Source organism: Pantoea sp. sgz302252, from assembly GCF_047713085.1.
In the GTDB taxonomy this organism is placed as follows: domain Bacteria; phylum Pseudomonadota; class Gammaproteobacteria; order Enterobacterales; family Enterobacteriaceae; genus Scandinavium.
The window spans coordinates 82,623-101,122 of sequence record NZ_JBLFJW010000006.1 but is presented as its reverse complement, the minus strand read 5'-3'; the positions used below and the strand labels follow the sequence as shown (position 1 = coordinate 101,122).

The 18,500-nt window shown below is 55.0% G+C and carries 17 protein-coding genes; 10 read left to right on the top strand and 7 right to left on the bottom strand.

Going from position 1 to position 18,500, the window contains the following annotated elements; all coding sequences use genetic code 11:
- The first annotated feature begins 1 nt into the window (after position 1).
- From ACLW56_RS06645 to ACLW56_RS06630, 4 genes are all read left to right on the top strand, one after another.
- Positions 2–1,432, top strand: a complete 1,431-nt coding sequence (locus ACLW56_RS06645) for a 6-phospho-beta-glucosidase (RefSeq protein ID WP_330983004.1) — start codon at positions 2–4, stop codon at positions 1,430–1,432.
- Positions 1,433–1,704: 272 nt separating this feature from the next.
- Positions 1,705–2,331 carry a uracil phosphoribosyltransferase gene (gene upp / locus ACLW56_RS06640; RefSeq protein WP_330983003.1) on the top strand — a complete coding sequence of 209 codons (627 nt, stop codon included), beginning with the start codon at positions 1,705–1,707 and terminating at the stop codon, positions 2,329–2,331.
- A gap of 81 nt (positions 2,332–2,412) precedes the next feature.
- On the top strand, positions 2,413–3,702 hold the full coding sequence (gene uraA, locus ACLW56_RS06635) for a uracil permease (protein ID WP_330983002.1): 1,290 nt from the start codon (positions 2,413–2,415) through the stop codon (positions 3,700–3,702).
- 256 nt (positions 3,703–3,958) lie between these two features.
- Positions 3,959–4,660 carry a DnaA inactivator Hda gene (locus ACLW56_RS06630; RefSeq protein ID WP_330983075.1) on the top strand — a complete coding sequence of 234 codons (702 nt, stop codon included), beginning with the start codon at positions 3,959–3,961 and terminating at the stop codon, positions 4,658–4,660.
- A 108-nt stretch (positions 4,661–4,768) separates the two neighbouring features.
- On the opposite strand, the gene ACLW56_RS06625 is transcribed toward ACLW56_RS06630, so the two are convergent.
- Genes ACLW56_RS06625 through celB form a run of 3 tightly spaced genes read right to left on the bottom strand, consistent with a single transcriptional unit; the run spans position 4,769 to position 8,511 of the window.
- On the bottom strand, positions 4,769–6,232 hold the full coding sequence (locus tag ACLW56_RS06625) for a leucyl aminopeptidase family protein (protein ID WP_330983001.1): 1,464 nt from the start codon (positions 6,230–6,232) through the stop codon (positions 4,769–4,771).
- 3 nt (positions 6,233–6,235) lie between these two features.
- The gene (locus ACLW56_RS06620) at positions 6,236–7,189 is read right to left on the bottom strand and encodes a N(4)-(beta-N-acetylglucosaminyl)-L-asparaginase (RefSeq protein ID WP_330983000.1); all 954 of its coding nucleotides are present in this window, start codon (positions 7,187–7,189) and stop codon (positions 6,236–6,238) included.
- A 2-nt stretch (positions 7,190–7,191) separates the two neighbouring features.
- On the bottom strand, positions 7,192–8,511 hold the full coding sequence (gene celB, locus ACLW56_RS06615; protein WP_330982999.1) for a PTS cellobiose transporter subunit IIC: 1,320 nt from the start codon (positions 8,509–8,511) through the stop codon (positions 7,192–7,194).
- A 156-nt stretch (positions 8,512–8,667) separates the two neighbouring features.
- Between celB and ACLW56_RS06610 the strand changes: the two genes are divergently transcribed.
- Positions 8,668–9,489 carry a helix-turn-helix domain-containing protein gene (locus tag ACLW56_RS06610; RefSeq protein WP_330982998.1) on the top strand — a complete coding sequence of 274 codons (822 nt, stop codon included), beginning with the start codon at positions 8,668–8,670 and terminating at the stop codon, positions 9,487–9,489.
- On the opposite strand, the gene arsC is transcribed toward ACLW56_RS06610, so the two are convergent.
- Together arsC and bepA are read right to left on the bottom strand one after the other, a co-directional pair.
- Positions 9,486–9,842: an arsenate reductase (glutaredoxin) gene (gene arsC / locus ACLW56_RS06605; RefSeq protein ID WP_330982997.1), complete on the bottom strand. Its 357-nt coding sequence runs from the start codon at positions 9,840–9,842 to the stop codon at positions 9,486–9,488. The genes ACLW56_RS06610 and arsC overlap by 4 nt on opposite strands.
- Before the next feature lie 9 nt (positions 9,843–9,851).
- Entirely contained in the window at positions 9,852–11,315 is a 1,464-nt protein-coding gene (bepA, locus tag ACLW56_RS06600) for a beta-barrel assembly-enhancing protease (RefSeq protein ID WP_330982996.1), read from the bottom strand.
- A gap of 222 nt (positions 11,316–11,537) precedes the next feature.
- On the opposite strand from bepA, the gene ACLW56_RS06595 reads away from it, so the two are divergent.
- The 4 genes from ACLW56_RS06595 (at position 11,538) to ACLW56_RS06580 (ending at position 16,263) form a co-directional block, all read left to right on the top strand.
- Positions 11,538–12,602, top strand: coding sequence for an AI-2E family transporter (locus tag ACLW56_RS06595; protein WP_330982995.1), 1,065 nt, complete (start codon positions 11,538–11,540; stop codon positions 12,600–12,602).
- A 50-nt stretch (positions 12,603–12,652) separates the two neighbouring features.
- Complete coding sequence (locus tag ACLW56_RS06590; protein ID WP_330983074.1) at positions 12,653–13,777, top strand: sugar diacid recognition domain-containing protein; 1,125 nt, start codon at positions 12,653–12,655, stop codon at positions 13,775–13,777.
- Between the two features lie 69 nt (positions 13,778–13,846).
- The gene (locus tag ACLW56_RS06585) at positions 13,847–15,115 is read left to right on the top strand and encodes a GntP family permease (protein WP_330982994.1); all 1,269 of its coding nucleotides are present in this window, start codon (positions 13,847–13,849) and stop codon (positions 15,113–15,115) included.
- A 5-nt stretch (positions 15,116–15,120) separates the two neighbouring features.
- The gene (locus ACLW56_RS06580) at positions 15,121–16,263 is read left to right on the top strand and encodes a glycerate kinase (protein WP_330982993.1); all 1,143 of its coding nucleotides are present in this window, start codon (positions 15,121–15,123) and stop codon (positions 16,261–16,263) included.
- A 146-nt stretch (positions 16,264–16,409) separates the two neighbouring features.
- Here ACLW56_RS06580 and bcp read toward each other — a convergent pair whose 3' ends face one another.
- Together bcp and ACLW56_RS06570 are read right to left on the bottom strand one after the other, a co-directional pair.
- Positions 16,410–16,880: a thioredoxin-dependent thiol peroxidase gene (gene bcp / locus ACLW56_RS06575; RefSeq protein ID WP_330982992.1), complete on the bottom strand. Its 471-nt coding sequence runs from the start codon at positions 16,878–16,880 to the stop codon at positions 16,410–16,412.
- A 2-nt stretch (positions 16,881–16,882) separates the two neighbouring features.
- Positions 16,883–17,452 (bottom strand): glycine cleavage system transcriptional repressor, encoded by a 570-nt coding sequence (locus tag ACLW56_RS06570; RefSeq protein WP_330982991.1) that lies wholly within the window; start codon positions 17,450–17,452, stop codon positions 16,883–16,885.
- A 153-nt stretch (positions 17,453–17,605) separates the two neighbouring features.
- Here ACLW56_RS06570 and dapA point away from each other — a divergent pair, with 153 nt between their 5' ends.
- Positions 17,606–18,484: a 4-hydroxy-tetrahydrodipicolinate synthase gene (gene dapA / locus ACLW56_RS06565; RefSeq protein WP_330982990.1), complete on the top strand. Its 879-nt coding sequence runs from the start codon at positions 17,606–17,608 to the stop codon at positions 18,482–18,484.
- Positions 18,485–18,500: the final 16 nt, after the last annotated feature.

Below are 18,500 nucleotides of genomic sequence, written 5' to 3'. Positions count from 1 at the left end.
TATGTCCGGATTTAAACACGATTTTCTGTGGGGCGGAGCCGTTGCGGCGCATCAATTAGAAGGCGGCTGGAAAGAGGGCGGTAAAGGTCCAAGCGTGGCCGATGTGATGACCGCTGGCGCGCACGGCGTTCCGCGTGAAATTACCGACGGCGTGCTGCCAGGGAAAAACTACCCGAACCACAAAGCGATTGATTTCTATCATCGCTATAAAGATGACATCAAGCTGTTCGCCGAAATGGGCTTCAAATGCTTCCGTACCTCTATCGCGTGGACGCGCCTGTTCCCGAAAGGCGACGAGCTGGAGCCGAATGAAGCGGGTCTGACATTCTACGATGACTTGTTCGATGAGTGCCTGAAATACGGTATCGAACCGGTTATCACGCTGTCTCACTTTGAGATGCCGTATTACCTGGTGAAGGAATACGGCGGCTGGCGTAACCGTAAAACTATCGACTTCTTTGTGCGCTTCGCGAAAGTGGCGTTTGAGCGCTATCAACACAAAGTGAAGTACTGGATGACCTTCAACGAAATCAACAACCAGGCAAACTATCACGAAGATTTCGCGCCGTTCACCAACTCTGGCATTAAATATGAGCCGGGCGAAGATCGTGAACCGATTATGTATCAGGCGGCGCATTACGAGCTGGTCGCCAGCGCCCTGGCGGTGAAAATCGCCCGCGAGATTAACCCATCGCTGCAAGTCGGTTGCATGATTGCCATGTGCCCAATTTACCCGCTGACCTGTGCGCCTGACGACATGATGATGGCGATGAACGCCATGCATAAGCGTTACTGGTTCACCGATGTGCACGTCCGCGGCAAATACCCGCAGCATCTGCTGAACTACTTCCAGCGTCGTGGCTTCCAGCTTGATATCACCGAAGAAGACAAAGCGGCACTGAAGCAAGGCTGCGTGGATTACATCGGTTTCAGCTATTACATGTCGTTTGCCACCAAAGCGACCGAAGATAACCCGCAACTGGATTACGACGAAACCAAAGCGCTGGTCTCGAACCCGTACGTGAAGAAATCCGACTGGGGCTGGCAGATTGACCCGGTTGGGCTGCGCTATTCCCTGAACTGGTTCTGGGATCATTACCAGCTACCGCTGTTTATTGTGGAGAACGGGTTTGGTGCCATCGATGTGCGCGAAGCCGACGGCAGCGTCAACGACCAGTACCGTATCGACTATCTCTCTGCACACATCGCAGAAATGAAAAAAGCCGTCGTGGAGGATGGTGTCGATCTGATGGGGTACACCCCATGGGGCTGTATCGATCTGGTCTCTGCCGGAACCGGTGAGATGAAAAAACGCTACGGCTTTATCTATGTTGATAAAGATAACGAAGGCAACGGCACACTTGAGCGCAGCCGCAAGAAATCTTTTGCGTGGTATCAGAAGGTGATCGGCAGCAACGGTGAGTCTCTGTAATTGGGTTCCGGTTTCGTCTGAGCCGGCCTGAGCTGTCTGATGCCCTCTCCCCCGGCCCCTCTCCCACAGGGCGAGGGGGGCAAACACTAAAAAATCCTCTTAATAGAGGATTTTTGCTTTTTTACCTCCAGCGGGGTTTATTTTTGTTCTTATTTTATAATAAGTAACATTGTGTTAATCGCTGGGCTTGATCTAACAGGTATGGCGCTTCCAGGAAAAAGCGGTATAATCCCGCGATTTTTTTTGTGGCTGCCCCTCAGAGGAGAAAGAGAATGAAGATTGTGGAAGTGAAACACCCACTCGTCAAACACAAGCTGGGCCTGATGCGCGAGCACGATGTCAGTACCAAACGCTTCCGTGAACTCGCCTCAGAAGTCGGCAGCTTACTGACTTATGAAGCCACTTCCGATCTGGAAACAGAAACCGTCACCATCGAAGGCTGGAACGGCCCGGTGCAGGTTGAGCAAATCAAAGGCAAGAAAATCACCGTTGTGCCCATCCTGCGTGCGGGTCTGGGTATGATGGAAGGCGTGCTTGAGCACGTACCCAGCGCGCGTATCTCTGTAGTCGGTATCTACCGTAATGAAGAAACGCTTGAGCCAGTGCCGTATTTCCAGAAGCTGGTATCTAACATCGACGAGCGTATGGCGCTGGTGGTTGACCCAATGCTGGCCACCGGTGGCTCCATGATTGCCACCATCGACCTGCTGAAAAACGCGGGCTGCTCCAGCATTAAGGTGCTGGTTTTGGTTGCCGCGCCGGAAGGTATCGCCGCGCTGGAGAAAGCGCACCCGGATGTCGAACTCTACACCGCTTCCATTGATCAGGGCCTCAACGAGCACGGATACATCATTCCGGGTCTCGGCGATGCTGGCGATAAGATTTTTGGTACTAAATAAGTGATTCATTAAAAAGAGCCGACTTTGAGAGTCGGCTTTTTTTTGACTAAAACACAACAACACCACTTAGAGGAAATGACTATGACGCGCCGTGCTATCGGGGTAAGTGAAAGACCGCCGCTTTTGCAGACCATCCCGCTTAGTTTGCAGCACCTGTTCGCCATGTTTGGCGCAACCGTGCTGGTGCCTGTGCTGTTTCACATCAACCCGGCAACCGTTCTGCTGTTTAACGGTATCGGCACGTTACTGTACCTTTTCATCTGTAAGGGCAAAATTCCGGCTTATTTAGGCTCAAGTTTTGCGTTTATCTCCCCGGTTCTGCTTCTGCTGCCGCTGGGTTATGAAGTGGCGCTCGGTGGCTTTATCATGTGCGGCGTGCTGTTCTGCCTGGTGTCGTTTATCGTGAAGAAAGCCGGTACCGGCTGGCTGGATGTAATATTCCCGCCTGCGGCGATGGGCGCGATTGTCGCGGTTATCGGTCTGGAACTGGCGGGCGTGGCGGCTAACATGGCGGGCCTGTTGCCTGCTGATGGGCAGAGCGTCGACAACAAAGTCATCCTCGTGTCACTGGTCACCTTAGGCGTGACCGTTTTCGGTTCCGTACTGTTCCGCGGCTTTATGGCGATTATCCCGATTCTGATTGGCGTGCTGGTGGGTTACGGCTTGTCGTTTGCCCTCGGTATGGTCGACACCACCGCGATTTCGCAGGCGCACTGGTTCGCGCTGCCAACTTTCTACACCCCACGCTTCGAATGGTTTGCTATCTTCACCATCCTGCCTGCGGCACTGGTGGTTATCGCTGAACACGTAGGCCACCTGGTCGTGACTGCCAACATCGTCAAAAAAGACTTGATTAAAGATCCGGGCTTGCACCGTTCGATGTTTGCTAATGGTTTGTCGACTGTGATTTCCGGATTCTTTGGTTCCACGCCAAACACCACCTATGGCGAAAATATTGGCGTGATGGCGATTACTCGCGTGTACAGCACCTGGGTTATCGGCGGCGCGGCCATCATTGCGATCCTGCTTTCCTGTGTCGGTAAACTGGCGGCAGCGATTCAGATAATCCCGGTTCCTGTCATGGGCGGTGTTTCATTGCTGCTGTACGGCGTGATCGGCGCTTCCGGTATTCGCGTGCTGATCGAGTCCAAAGTGGACTACAGCAAAGCGCAAAATCTGATCCTGACGTCGGTCATCCTGATAATCGGTGTCAGCGGCGCGAAGGTGCACATCGGCGCGGCTGAACTGAAAGGCATGGCGCTGGCGACGATCGTCGGTATTGCCCTGAGCCTGATCTTCAAATTGATCAGCGTCCTGCGTCCGGAAGAAGTGGTGCTGGATGCTGCGGACAGCGATACGTCGTCGCATTGATCCTTTAACCGGGCGGGATCTCCGCCCGGTAATTATTGGGGACAAAGAAGGAAAAAGCGTGGTTTTTCCTTCTTTGTGGTTAGCAGCCGAAAATCAATAAATTGATTTTCCTGGTTTTTTATATGGCGCTATTTTTTGTATTGAGATAAGGAAAGGGCCGCTACCGATCTGCGCCGGGCGATCCGCCCGGTTCTCTCCCTCACGCCTTTTGTGTTACACTCATGGCGATTTTTTGCAGTCCCATGTTGAGGTCACTCTGAACGCTCCGGCTCAGCTCTCTCTGCCACTCTATTTGCCCGATGACGAAACCTTCGCGAGTTTCTGGCCGGGTGATAACGCCTCTTTACTTGCTGCCGTGCAAACCATGCTACGCCAGGATCACAGCGGATACGTTTATGTCTGGTCGCGTGAAGGCGCGGGCCGCAGCCATTTGCTGCACGCAGCCTGTGCAGAACTCTCACAGCGTGGCGATGCGGTCGGATATGTGCCGTTAGATAAACGCACCTGGTTTGTACCGGAAGTGCTGGATGGCATGGAACATCTGGCGCTGGTGTGTATCGACAATATCGAGTGTGTGGCGGGCGACGAACCCTGGGAAATGGCGATTTTTAATCTCTACAATCGCATTCTGGAATCCGGTAAAACGCGTCTGCTGATAACCGGCGATCGTCCACCACGTCAGTTGAATTTGGGCTTGCCGGATCTGGCTTCGCGCCTTGATTGGGGGCAAATCTACAAGCTGCAACCGCTGTCTGACGAAGACAAACTGCAGGCATTACAGCTGCGAGCCAAAATGCGTGGCTTCGAGATGCCGGAAGACGTCTGCCGCTTCCTGATGAAGCGTCTCGACCGCGAAACGCGAACCCTCTTTATGACGCTGGATCAGTTAGATCGGGCTTCTATTACCGCTCAGCGCAAGCTGACCATTCCTTTTGTGAAAGAGATCCTTAAGCTCTAACCGCATTAGCCATTTTCTGCCTTTGTAGGCCGGATAAGCGCAGCGCCATCCGGCAGAATTGCCCGGCGGCGCTGCGCTTGCGCGGGCCTACAATGAATGTTTCTTTAGCTATTTTTCCATCATCTCATCCATAACCTTAACGTCATAGAGTAGATGCTCGACCAGCAGCGGAATCGGCCTCCCCGAAGCCACATTTCTGCCACCTTCACGCCACAACGCTGTCCCGCTGACATCCAGATGGGCCCACGGAATGTCCGGCGGACAGAAATGGTGCAGCAGCCAGGCGGCTGAAGCACTGATCGCGGCGTTGTTGGTGGGCGTATTACAGAGATCCGCGATCGTACTTTCGGTCTGCTTTTTCAGCCGTTTATCCAGCGGCAGCGACCACACTTCATCCCCGCTCTTTTCCCCTGCCTGCGTTAACGCACAACGTAATGGTTCATCCTGTGTCATCAGCCCGCTCAGCTCATAGCCCAGCGCTTTGACGACGGCACCCGTGAGCGTTGCCATGTCGATAATGTATTGAGTTTGCGGGTGGCGCTGGCTGGCCCAGGCGACGGCATCCGCCAGCACCAGACGGCCTTCTGCATCGGTGTTATTGATTTCTACCGTCAGGCCATTACAGGCGCGGGCAACACTGCCAGGCTGCATCGCGTCCGGGCCGATGGCGTTTTCTGCCAGTGCCAGCACGCCCATGACGCGAACGGGCAGCTTCAGCTCCGCAATGCTCAGCATCAACCCCAGCACATTCGCCGCGCCGCACATGTCGTATTTCATGGTGTACATGCCTGCGCCTTCTTTCAGCCACAGGCCGCCGGTGTCAAAGGTAATGCCTTTGCCCACGTAGCTGCGAACGGGGCCAGTTTCCGCGCCATTGTAGTGAATGGCGAGCAGGCGAGGGGGGCGAGAAGCACCTTTGCCGACTGCGTGCAGTAGCCCAAGCCCTTGCTGAGCAATGGCTTTTTCATCCAGCACTTCGCATTTCAGCGTTGGATAGTGAGCACACAAACGCTGCGCTTCTTCCACCACAAACTGAGGTGTGCAGGTTTCTGAAGGAATGTCCGCCAGGCGGCGTGCGGCAAGCATTCCCTTCGCAACGGCATGCTGCTGGCGAAATGCCTCGCTCATCACTGACTGTTGCTCTGGCAGAGAGAATCCGCTGAGCTTTTTGACTCGCAGCGGCTGTTCATCGCGTTTCCGCAGCCCCAGGTCGTCGAGGTTATGATCGAGATTGAAGAACCAGCGCAGGGCTGGATCCCGAACGCGCTCCTCCGTCAATGAAGTGCAATCCAGCACCACTTCTTCACTAGCGGGTGATTTAAACAGTGGGCGCAGATGCGTCAGCAAGCTCTCAGTCAGCGCATCCTGCCACGCAGAGTCTGGAATCAGGGTGATTCTGGCGAAAGGCGCGCAGGCAAAACGGCTGTCGGCAACGTGCCCCGCGTTCGCATGCGCAATCATGTCAGCCAGCACCGGGATATCAAACTCCGCTAACAGCGGGCTGCCCGCGTGGCTAATCAAATGACTGCGCGGCGTCACCTCTGCAGAGCGTGTGATTAAACGATATTCCATGGGTTACTCCTCAATCGGGGCGCGAATGCGTTCGGCATAAGCCTGCATCCAGTCGGCATCCACCGGCTGATAGTGGGTTTTTTCTTTGTGGCGTTCAGCACGAAAAACGGTCAAGGGCTGTTTTGCCGTGGCGACCACAAAGGAGAAGGTTTTAATGTTGGTCGATGCGCCAAATTCGCCGTGGCGATTCATGCACACCACCGACAAATCGCCCGCACGGCCAAAGCGTGACATCAGCTTATCTTCCAGCTCGAAGACCACGGAATCTGCCGCTTGTTGTGGCGCCATGCCGCCCGCCATGCGGCGTACGATTTCGTAGCTGGTGCAGCCTTTCATCAGGTCTTCACCCACGCCGGTTGCGGTGGCGGCCCCGGTTTCACTGTCGCAATAAAAGCCGGAACCCATAATCGGTGAATCGCCGATGCGCCCACGTTTCTTCATGAACAGGCCGCTGGTGGAGGTCGCAACGCTCATCGAGCCTTGTTTATCGAGGCCGATAATGCCGACGGTGTCGTGGCCGTCATACGGGCTGAGCCCTTTGTCGAGCGTTTCCCGGCAGCGTTTGCGATAGTGCTGCATGGCGCGCTCGGTCAGCATCTCTTTATGGCTGAACCCTTGTTCCAGCGCCCATTCGCGTGCGCCCTGGCCGACCAGTAAAGAGTTATAGCGCTGACGGCTGAGCGCATGCGCCACACGCACCGGATTAGCGATATCAATAAGGTTGCCCACCGCGCCAAAGGCCAGCGTGTCGCCATCCATAAACGCAGCATCCAGTTCTACTTCGCCGTTTTCAGTAGGCAGGCCGCCAAAGCCGACGGATTTGTAATACGGAAAATCTTCTACGGCAGCAACGGCATCGACCACGGCGGCCGACGCAGCATTCCCTGCGGCAAGCGCAGACGCGGATTCAGTGACCCCTTCCAGCGCCATACGCCAGGTTGCAATAATTCCCCACATCTTTATGACTCCTGTTTTGCCAGTACACTGGCTTCACTTTCGGTAACGACTTCTGCGGCACGGTACTGCTTATCGACAATGCGCATAAATGGCAGATACAGCATCGCGCCAATCAGCAGGTTGATGATTTGCATCACACTGCCGGACAGATGGCCGGTGACGATAAAGCCGCTTAAGACGGGTGGCAGCGTCCACGGAATAAACACGCCGGTAGTGACCGCGACAGCCCCGATTTTCATCGCCACATACTGCACGGTGACCAGCACCAGCGGCACGAGATTGAAAGGAATCAGCATTATCGGGTTCATGATCACCGGCAGGCCAAACAGCACCGGTTCGTTGATATTGAAGATCGAGGCCCCGGCACCAAGCCGCGCCACTTCACGCATGTTTTTACTGCGAGCGAAAATCAGCATCGCGATAACCAGCGACAGTGTGGCACCCGCGCCGCCCATCCAGATCATGTCGAAGAACTGCTCGGTAATGATGTGCGGAGGCGTGATGCCCGCCTGAATGGCGGCGATGTTGTCGGTCTGGTTTTCCATCCACAGCGGGCGGATGATGCCGTTGATCATCGAGCCGGAGTTAATGCCGACAGACCACAGAATGGTGATGCTGAACACCGTCATCAGCGCGCCAAAATAGGAGGTGCCGTAGTGACGCACCGGCGTGGCGACCACTTCATAAATGAACTGGTGGATGGTGTTGTAATGGGTATTTTCAAAACCGATGCGGATAACCAGCACCAGAATCATCACCACCAGCGCCGGAATCAATGCAGCAAAAGACTCCTGTACCGCAGGCGGCACGCCATCGGGCATTTTGATGACCAGTTTTTTGCGCTTCAGCCAGCAGAACAGCTCGGTCCACAGCAGCGAACCAATCATCGCCACGAACAGGCCTTTACTGCCAATCCACTCGACCGGCATCACGGTGATCCCGCCGTTTTCCGCCACTTTGATAAACGGGGTCAGGATCAGGAAACTCACCAGCGCCAGAATGCCGCAGGAGATGCGGTCTTCTTTGTAGTGTTCCGCCAGACGATAGGCCACAAGGAAGCTGACAAACAGCGACATGGTCGAGAACACCGCATTGAACGGGATCTCGACGATGCTGCTCCAGCTGTCACCAAAGGTGTGAGACATGAACTGCTGGTAGCCCTGATTCGGGAACGATGAAATCACCAGCAGGATCGAACCGACAATAATAAACGGCATGAAAGAGACATAGGCACCGCGAATGGCACCCAGGTGACGCTGCTGGGCGGCTTTGGCGGCCAGAGGCATCAATTTCGCTTCTAAAAATCCCAGAACATTGTTCATTGTGAGCTCCGCACGAGACTGGCTGGACGGTTGTGTGTTATGACTGCGGATTATCAGTGAAAGCGCAGAGGTGAAAGGTGAATCCGCTCACATTGCCAGTGCGTGAGTAGCATAAGTCTCACATGATTAGTTCTGAATTTACCTTGGGAACAGACGATGGAAATTAAGCTGCATGCAAACGCGACCACCACGCCGCGAGTGCGTCGTTACCTGCAACAGTCCGATAAAAGCGACCGGGAACTGGCGAAAGAGTTGGGCATTTCCGTCACCACAGTGCGGCGCTGGCGCAATCGGCAGCAGATTGACGATCGGCATACCACGCCTCACGTAGTACACAAAGCGATGAGATCAGAACAGGTGGTGTTGATCAACGCCCTGCGTGACACCCTGAATGCGCCGCTTGATGAACTGCTGATTATGGTGAATGAGGGGCTGGGTATTCCGGTCTCTCGCGCCACGCTGAACCGTTATTTGGCCCCGGCGCATCAGCGGCAGAAAGCGGCAGTGCAGGGCAAGAAAGCCCTGAAGGCGGGCCTGCAGCCGAATACTTTAACCGTGCATTACCGACTGCTGTCGATGACGATGGACGACGGCGGCGATCACCATTTGCTTTGGGCGCGTGAGCCGTTAAGCGGCTGGTGTCAGGCTCGGGTCTATTCGGGGATCTCTCTGGCGTTAGTGCAAAACTGGCTGAGTGAAGTACTGGAACGTTGTCCGGCTGCTATTCAATGTGTTGAGACTGAAAAGGTAAAATGGCTACAGGTCGAGCTCGCGGGGCGGGTTCGCCGCGACATTCCTGCTGGCGATTTATTCACCATTACATTCAGCGAATCTCTGAATGCCTTGATTCCGGCGGCAAGCGAACCGGATGCGTGGGTTCAGCGTTTGTGTGCATTGTGGAATACGGGGAAGGCGCAAAAGAAACTTGGGGAGCTAACGCCGCAGGCTTTTCTGGAAGCGCTGCGGCATCAGGATTAGAGGATGTCCAGCACGGATTCTGGCGGACGGCCAATGCGCGCCTGACCGTTTTTAATGACGATAGGGCGTTCAATCAGTTTAGGATTGGCGATCATCGCGTTGATCAAATCGGCTTCGCTCAGAGCGCTGTCCGCCAGATTCAGCTCTTTGTACAACTCTTCCTTCTGGCGCATCAGTTCACGAGCGCTTTTCATGCCGAGCATCTTCAGCAGATTTTTCACCGTTGCCGCATCCGGCGGCGTGTCCAGATAGAGCACGACTTCCGGCTCAACGCCTTTCTCTTTCAGCAGCGCTAACGTTTCGCGGCTCTTGGAACAGCGTGGGTTGTGATAGATCGTGACGGCATCACGCATCGGGTATCCTTACATCTTGGTATAGGGTTTAAAGGTTTCCTGCAACTGACGGAACTGGTCGATTCGCGCATCGTAGCGGGACTGTTGCAGGCTGCCGAGTTTTACCTGTGAACTGGCGTTACTCAGCAAGGAAATGGCCTGATCGAGCCTGCCTACCAGCGCCATATTTTCGGCGCGTGCGGCTAATTCCTGATCCCGGTTGCCCAGTTTCCCTTCTGCCTGAGCCAGCAGGTCCCAACCGTTGGTGTCATCTTTATAGGTAAACGTATAGCGGTTCAGCAGCGTTACTGCTTCCGCTGGTTTTCCTGACTGCAGCAGGGCGTTAGACAGGTTGAGCTGCAACACCGGATTCGTCCGCAACTCTGCTGCACCTTTCAGACGGTTAACGGCTTCATCGTTCTTATTCTGCCCCAGCGAAATGTCCGTCGCCAGATCGAGATACCAGGCATTTTGCGGATTGGCGGTCAACAACGGTTGAAGCAGTTTAGTGGCTTCAGCAAAGTTATCTTTTTCCATTGCCAGCAGCGCGCGACCATATTGCGCGGCGTGCTGTTCACGGATGTTGCCTTTCGACCAGTTGTCGAGCAAATCCGTACCCAACTGATTCTGTCCGTTATTGTACATACCTAAAATACGCGCTTTGGCCATGTAGAAATCTTCGGAAGACTGAACGACGACCGGGCGCATCTGGTTGGCGCGCATCCGGGCGTCGGAGAGACGGCTTTCCGGAAGGGGGTGAGTCAGCAACATTTCTGGCGGACGCGAAGAGTAGCGCGACTGATCCAACAGCTTATCCATAAACTGCGGCATGGCCTGAGGATCAAAGCCGGAACGCTGCAAAACCTGAATCCCGATGCGGTCGGCTTCTTCTTCGTTTTGACGCGTAAAGCTGATAAGCCCTTGCTGTGTGCCTGCCAGCGTACCGGTGAGCGCTGCCATACCGGCTTGCGGGCTCGCCATCGCCAGCAGAATCGAACCGAGGGCACCAACCCAGGTCAGCGGCGCATTGCGTTTCTGGTCTTCCATCGCACGCGCCAGGTGGCGCTGTGTCACGTGGGAGATTTCGTGCGCCATAACCGAAGCCAGCTGGCTTTCGGTGTCGGCATAACGGAACAACGCTGAGTGCAGTACCACGTTGCCGCCGAAGAAGGCAAAGGCGTTGAGCTCATCATTGTTGATTAAAAAGAAGTGAAAAGGCGTGCGCACGGAGTTGGCGTGCGCGACAAGGCGCATGCCCAGACCGTTGATGTACTGAACCAACAGCGGATCGTTGACCAGTGGCGCACTGCCGCGTAGCTGGCGCACATAGAAATCGCCCATCTGCAGTTCCTGCCCGATAGAGAGCGTGCTTCCGGCAGTGGTGCCCATATCTGGCAGCGAGTCTGCGGTATCTGCAAAAGCGGGCAATGCCTGGCCCAGCGTCAACGACGCAATAAGTGTCGCAACAAGCGTTTTCTTTAACTGCCTGAACATAGCTCGGTCCTGTCTGTAGGGTATGCGAGTTTGACCGACAACGAGGCGTAACGTTCCATGTCGACCGCTCACGCAGTGTAGCGCCCAGTTGTTCGCTTGAAAACGCCCTTGTATCACTTTTAGTGTCTGGTGCGCTGCAGGACAAAAAACGGAGTCTTTTTTGTGACATTTAGATACACTTCCCGAGGGCCTTTTGCCCGCCATTCAGGGATACGGTATTTTATGCTCGAAATGTTAATGCAGTGGTATCGTCGTCGCTTCAGCGATCCGGAGGCGATTGCGCTGCTGGTCATTCTGCTTGCCGGGTTCGGCATCCTCTTCTTCTTTAGCGGCCTGCTCGCCCCGTTGCTGGTGGCGATTGTGCTTGCTTATCTGCTTGAGTGGCCCACCGTTCGCCTTGAGCGCATTGGCTGTTCCCGAAGCTGGGCCACGTCGATTGTGCTTGTCGTTTTCGTCGGCATTTTGCTGCTGATGGCGTTTGTGGTGATGCCGGTGGCGTGGCAGCAGGGGATTAATCTGATCCGCGATATGCCTGGCATGCTCAATAAACTCTCAGATTTTGCTGCCACACTGCCGCGTCGTTATCCCGCTTTAATGGATGCGGGGATTATTGATGCCATGGCCGAAAACATGCGCAGCCGAATGCTGACCGTGGGTGATTCAGTGGTGAAATACTCTCTCGCCTCGCTGGTCGGGCTGCTGACCCTCGCGGTCTATCTGGTCCTGGTACCGCTGATGGTGTTCTTCCTGGTAAAAGACAAAGAGCAGATGCTGAACGCCGTGCGCCGCGTGTTGCCGCGTAACCGGGGCCTGGCAGGCCAGGTCTGGAAAGAAATGAACCAGCAAATTACCAACTACATCCGCGGCAAAGTGCTGGAGATGATTGTGGTGGGGGTCGCCACCTGGATTGGCTTCCTGCTGTTTGGCCTGAACTATTCCCTGCTGCTCGCCGTGCTGGTGGGGCTGTCGGTGCTGATCCCTTATATTGGTGCCTTTGTGGTGACGATTCCGGTGGTGTTTGTGGCGTTGTTCCAGTTTGGCCTCGGCACTGAGTTCTGGAGCCTGTTCGCGGTGTACCTGATTATTCAGGGGCTGGATGGCAACCTGCTGGTGCCGGTGCTGTTCTCTGAAGCGGTGAACCTGCATCCGTTGGTGATTATCCTGTCGGTGGTTATCTTCGGCGGGCTGTGGGGATTCTGGGGCGTGTTCTTTGCCATTCCGCTGGCAACGCTCATTAAGGCTGTCGTGCATGCCTGGCCGGACAGCCCGGCGGTAGAGGAAGCGTGAAAAAGCAGTACCTGAAGGAAGCCACCGCCCGGCAGATTGTCCAGCGGGCGATGAAAATCATCCCATGGTCGGTCAACGTGATGAACGAAGAGGGGATTATCATCGCCTCTGGCGAGCCTTCTCGTCTGCATCAGCGCCATGAAGGGGCGATTCTGGCGCTGAAAGATAACCGCGTGGTCGAAATTGATACCGCTACGGCAAACCGGCTGAAGGGCGTAAAACCGGGCATCAACCTGCCCATTTCCTTTCACGGGCAACTGCTTGGCGTGCTGGGCATTACCGGCGAGCCGGAAGAGGTTCGGGCTTATGCCGAGCTGGTGAAAATGGCCTCTGAGCTGGTCATCGAGCACATGGCGCTGATTGAGCAAAAGCAGTGGGATAAACGCTACCGCGAAGATCTGATCAACCAGCTCATCATGCGGGAACCGCCCGCAGATGCGCTGCACGATATGGTTTCTTATCTGGGCGTTGACCCCGAATTACCGCGCGTCGTGGCGATTATCGAGCTGCGCCAGCCCGACCGCGAAGCGCTGCGCAACCTGCTGGATTATTTCGAAAACAGCGCACGCGACCATCTGGTGACATTCAGCGATTTCAACGAACTTATTATCATCAAGCCGATTGCCCTGAAAGGGGAAAACTGGGATTTGCAGCAGGAGATGCGCGAGCTGCAGACGTTTAAATCCTGGGCAAGCTCTTCAGGATTCAGCCGCATCGTGGTCGGTGGCCATTTCCCAGGAGCAAGAGGCTGGCACCGTTCCTGGCAAACGGCGAAAGCGACGCAGGCGATGGTGAAAAGGCAGAAGTTCAAAAATCAGTATGTCTTCTACCATGACTACGCTTTGCCTGCGTTGCTGGGGGAAATTTCCGAGAGTTGGCAGGCACAGGAGTTGTCACGTTTGTGGGCGAAGCTGTTGGACAATGACAGCAAAGGTGTGTTGCAAACCACCTTGCGAGCATGGTTTGAGCAGAACTGTGAGCTTACTCAAACCGCGAAGCACCTGCATATCCACGTCAATACCCTTCGCTATCGCCTTCAGCGTTGCGAAGAGATCCTGCAAATTAAAATCAATGACTTAAAGAGTATTCTTTGGCTGTTCATTGGCATGCAGCTGCAAACCGAAATTGTAGGTTCCCACAATTTAACGCCTGCTCAGATAGCAAAACTTCGTTAAAAGCACTAACTCCATTCTGCACGCCTTTCCTCATACTGTGCCGGTACCTTACAAAGGAGGCGCAAAAAAATGACGTCCATCTCTACTTTGGGAGCTATCGCCGCATTGGTGGTAGCCATCTTACTGATTTTAAGAAAGGTTTCTCCTGCCTACGGCATGATGGCAGGGGCGTTAATTGGCGGGCTGGTTGGCGGCGCGGATCTGGTTGAAACCGTGAAGCTGATGGTGACGGGTGCACAAGGGATAACCAACGCCGTGCTGCGTATTCTGGCTGCGGGTGTGCTGGCAGGCGTCCTGATTGAGTCCGGGGCCGCGAACACTATCGCGGGAACGGTGGTTAAAAAAGTCGGTGAAACACGCGCTCTGTTGGCGCTGGCGATTGCCACACTTTGCCTGACCGCGGTAGGGGTGTTTGTCGACGTAGCGGTAATCACCGTGGCACCGATTGCCCTCTCGATTGCTCATCGTGCCGGGTTGTCGAAAACGGCGATCTTGCTGGCAATGATTGGTGGCGGTAAGGCGGGCAACGTGATGTCACCTAACCCGAATGCGATTGCGGCGGCTGATGCTTTCCACGTGCCGCTGACCTCAATCATGATGGCGGGCGTGATCCCGGGGCTGTTTGGCCTGGCGATGGCTTATTTCCTTGCGAAAAAACTGAGCCGCAAAGGCACCATGGTGACGCAGGAAGAAGTCGTGGTTCAGGGCGCGCATGCCGATCAACCGGGTTTTCTGGTGTCGGTCAGCGCTCCGCTGGTCGCTATTGTGCTGCTTTCCCTGCGCCCGATTGCCGGTATCAACATTGACCCTCTGATTGCGCTGCCTGTCGGCGGCCTGATTGGTCTGATGCTGATGGGCCGCGCCCGTCACGCTAACCAGTACATGGTGGCTGGCCTGACGCGTATGGCACCTGTTGCCATTATGCTGCTGGGGACGGGAACGCTGGCCGGCATTATTGCCAACTCCGAACTGAAAGATGTGCTGATCCACGGCCTGACGGCTTCCGGATTGCCTGCCTGGGTGCTGGCACCGGTTTCGGGTGCCATTATGTCGATGGCGACAGCTTCTACAACCGCTGGCACCGCAGTGGCGTCCAGCGTCTTCGCGCCAACCCTGGTTGAGCTCGGCGTTTCAGCGTTAGCGGGCGCAGCGATGATTCACGCGGGCGCAACCGTGCTCGATCACTTGCCACACGGCAGCTTCTTCCACGCTACAGGCGGCAGCGTCAACATGCAGATCCGTGAGCGTCTGAAGCTGATGCCTTATGAGACGCTGGTCGGTTTGACCATTGCCGTCATGTCTACACTGATGTTTGGCGTGTTCGGATTCGCAGGATAACGATGATGAAAATTGTAATTGCCCCTGATTCTTTCAAAGAAAGCCTCTCGGCCCTCAATGTTGCACGCGCCATTGAAGCCGGGTTTCGACAGATTTATCCGGATGCGGACTATGTCACCGTGCCGATGGCCGATGGCGGCGAAGGCACCGTGGAATCAATGGTCGAAGCGACCGAAGGCCGCTATCAGTTTACCGAGGTGACAGGGCCGCAGGGCGAGAAAGTAAGTGCTCGCTGGGGCCTGATGGGCGACGGGCGGACGGCAATCATTGAAATGGCTGCCGCGTCCGGGTTGCATTATGTGGCCCCTGAACTGCGTAATCCGCTGAATACGACCAGTTTCGGCACCGGGGAATTGCTTGTCGCGGCGCTGGAATCTGGCGTTGAGCACATCATTCTGGGGATCGGCGGCAGTGCGACCAACGACGGCGGCGCAGGCATGATGCAGGCGCTGGGTGCAGGGCTGTTTGATGCTGAAGGTAACACGCTTGCTCACAGCGGCGGCGCATTAGAAAAGCTCGCTCATATTGAGTTAAGCGGGCTGCATCCACGGCTGGCGGAGGTTTCACTCACGGTCGCTTGTGATGTAAATAATCTGCTATGTGGCCCAAATGGCGCGTCAGCGGTGTTCGGCCCACAGAAAGGGGCGACGCCAGAGATGGTCAAACAACTGGACGCTATCCTCAACAACTGGGGCCAGATCATGGCGAAAACCACCGGGCGAGACGTACGCGAAGTGGCGGGTGCAGGCGCAGCAGGAGGAATGGGCGCGGCACTGGTTGGGCTGCTCAATGCGCAGCTCAAACCCGGCGTGGAAATTGTGGTGGAAGCGCTGAAGCTGGATGAGCACGTCAAAGATGCCACGCTGGTGGTAACCGGTGAAGGACGGCTCGACAGCCAAAGCATCTGCGGTAAAACGCCGATTGGCGTGGCAACCGTAGCAAAGCGTCACAACAAGCCAGTGATTGCGCTGGCAGGTGGATTAAAAGACGATCATCAGGTGGTTTATGAGTACGGGCTTGACGCAGCGTTCGCGATTCTTCCGGGGATTGTGACCCTGCCGCAGGCGCTGGAAGGCGCACATGAAAACCTGAAGCTCACCGCTCGCAATGTGGCGGCGGTGTGGAAGATGGCGCAGCTGGCAAAATAGGTTTTATTGCCGGGTGGCGGCTTCGCCTTACCCAGCCTACATGTTTATTGTCGATGCCTGGTGTAGGCCGGGTTAGCGAAGCGCCACCCGGCAATTTCTCACCAAAAAGCAGAAACAAAAAACCGCCCCTCGGGGCGGTTATGCTATCAGGCGTTCTCTTTCACCCAGTTCAGCACGATATCGTGGTGATTGCTGGTTTTGAAGTCATCGAACACATGCTGGACTTTACCTTCACCGTCCAGCAGGAAGCTGATGCGATGGATGCCGTCATAGGTTTTCCCCATAAACGACTTCTCGCCCCAGACGCCAAACTGTTCGCAGACCTGATGGCCTTCGTCAGAAAGCAGGGTGAAATTCAGCAGCTCTTTTTCGGCAAAACGGGAGAGTTTTTCCGGTTTGTCGGTGCTGATACCCAGCACTTCAACACCCGCTTTCTTTAACTCATCCATATTGTCGCGCAGGCCACAGGCTTGTACGGTACAGCCCGGTGTCATGGCTTTCGGGTAGAAATAAACCAGAACTCGCTGTCCCTGGAAGTCGGTTAAATTTACTTGCTCGCCGTCTTGATCGGGCAGGCTAAATTTCGGTGCGATGTCACCGGCTTTCAGTGGGGTCATTACTAAACTCCATCTTGTTCATCATGCTGTGAATAATTGACGACGTTTATACTGCCTTGTGCTTTCAGTTCTGTACACAGCTCTTTAAACGCTTGTTCGATATTTGCTGCATTTTGCGACGCCGGGCTGTGAGCCGTTATCTGGATGAAAAGCTGTGCGGTGGCGGTATCTTCACCCGGTTGTGTGCGCGAAACCAGCTCGGCGATGTTCATCTCATGAGCATCAAATAAGCCGGTAAAACGTTCGATAATATGCGGAGAATCAGGCACTTCAACCTGCACCCAGACGGTTGACGGCAGCGCAACGCGTGGGCGTGCGGTGGTGCGTTTCATCACAATCAGCAGATCAAGCTCTGCCCCTTTCAGCGGCAAGGTGGATTCAATCAGGGTAATGGCGTTCCAGCTACCGGAAAGCAGCATGATGAAGGTGAATTCATCGCCGAGCATCGCCAGTCGACTGTCTTCAATATTACAGCCGCAGCTACTGACGTGACGGGTGATGGTGTTTACGATCCCAGGGCGGTCGGCACCCAGCGCGGTAATCACCAGATAGTGATGTAGGGAGGCTGTCAAACCAGTTCTTCCTTTGAAAAGGGGGGTTGTGACTAGGAAAGCATAAAAAAAACCGGCATACAACATCCTGAGTGCCTCCGGTCTCTTGCTTTTATAACAAGACCAAACGTACCATTGAGGCTCTTGTCCGCACATCTGCACTGAGGATGGCCCATGTTTACGGGAAGTATTGTAGCGCTTGTCACGCCGATGGATGAAAAAGGTCAGGTTGACCGCGCCAGCCTGAAAAAACTGATTGATTATCATGTCGCCAACGGAACCTCGGCGATCGTTTCTGTAGGGACGACGGGCGAGTCTGCTACCCTGAGCCATGAAGAACACGGCGATGTGGTCATGATGACTGTCGAACTGGCTGACGGGCGTATTCCGGTCATTGCCGGAACGGGGGCAAATGCAACCGCAGAGGCCATCAGCCTGACTCAGCGTTTCAACAATACCGGGGTTGTCGGCTGCCTGACGGTAACGCCGTACTACAACCGCCCGACGCAGGAAGGGCTGTTCCAGCACTTCAAGGCGATTGCGGAACACACTGATTTACCCCAAATTCTGTATAATGTGCCATCTCGCACGGGCTGCGACATGCTGCCGGAAACCGTGGGCCGTCTGGCGAAAGTAAAAAATATTATCGCGATTAAGGAAGCCACCGGGAACTTAAGTCGTGTTCACCAGATCAAAGAGCTGGTTTCAGATGACTTTATCCTGCTGAGCGGTGACGATGCGACTGGCCTCGATTTCATGCAGTTAGGGGGCCACGGCGTGATTTCCGTCACCACTAACGTAGCCGCGCGCGAAATGGCAGAAATGTGTAAACTGGCAGCCGTTGGGCGTTTTGCGGAAGCTCGGGTGATTAACCAGCGTCTGATGCCGTTACACCATAAATTATTTGTCGAACCCAATCCGATCCCGGTGAAATGGGCCTGTAAGGAATTGGGACTTGTAGCAACCGACACGCTGCGCCTGCCAATGACGCCCATCACCGCTCATGGTCGTGACGTCGTGGCCTCCGCGCTGAAGCATGCCGGTTTGCTGTAAAGTTTAGGGAGATTTG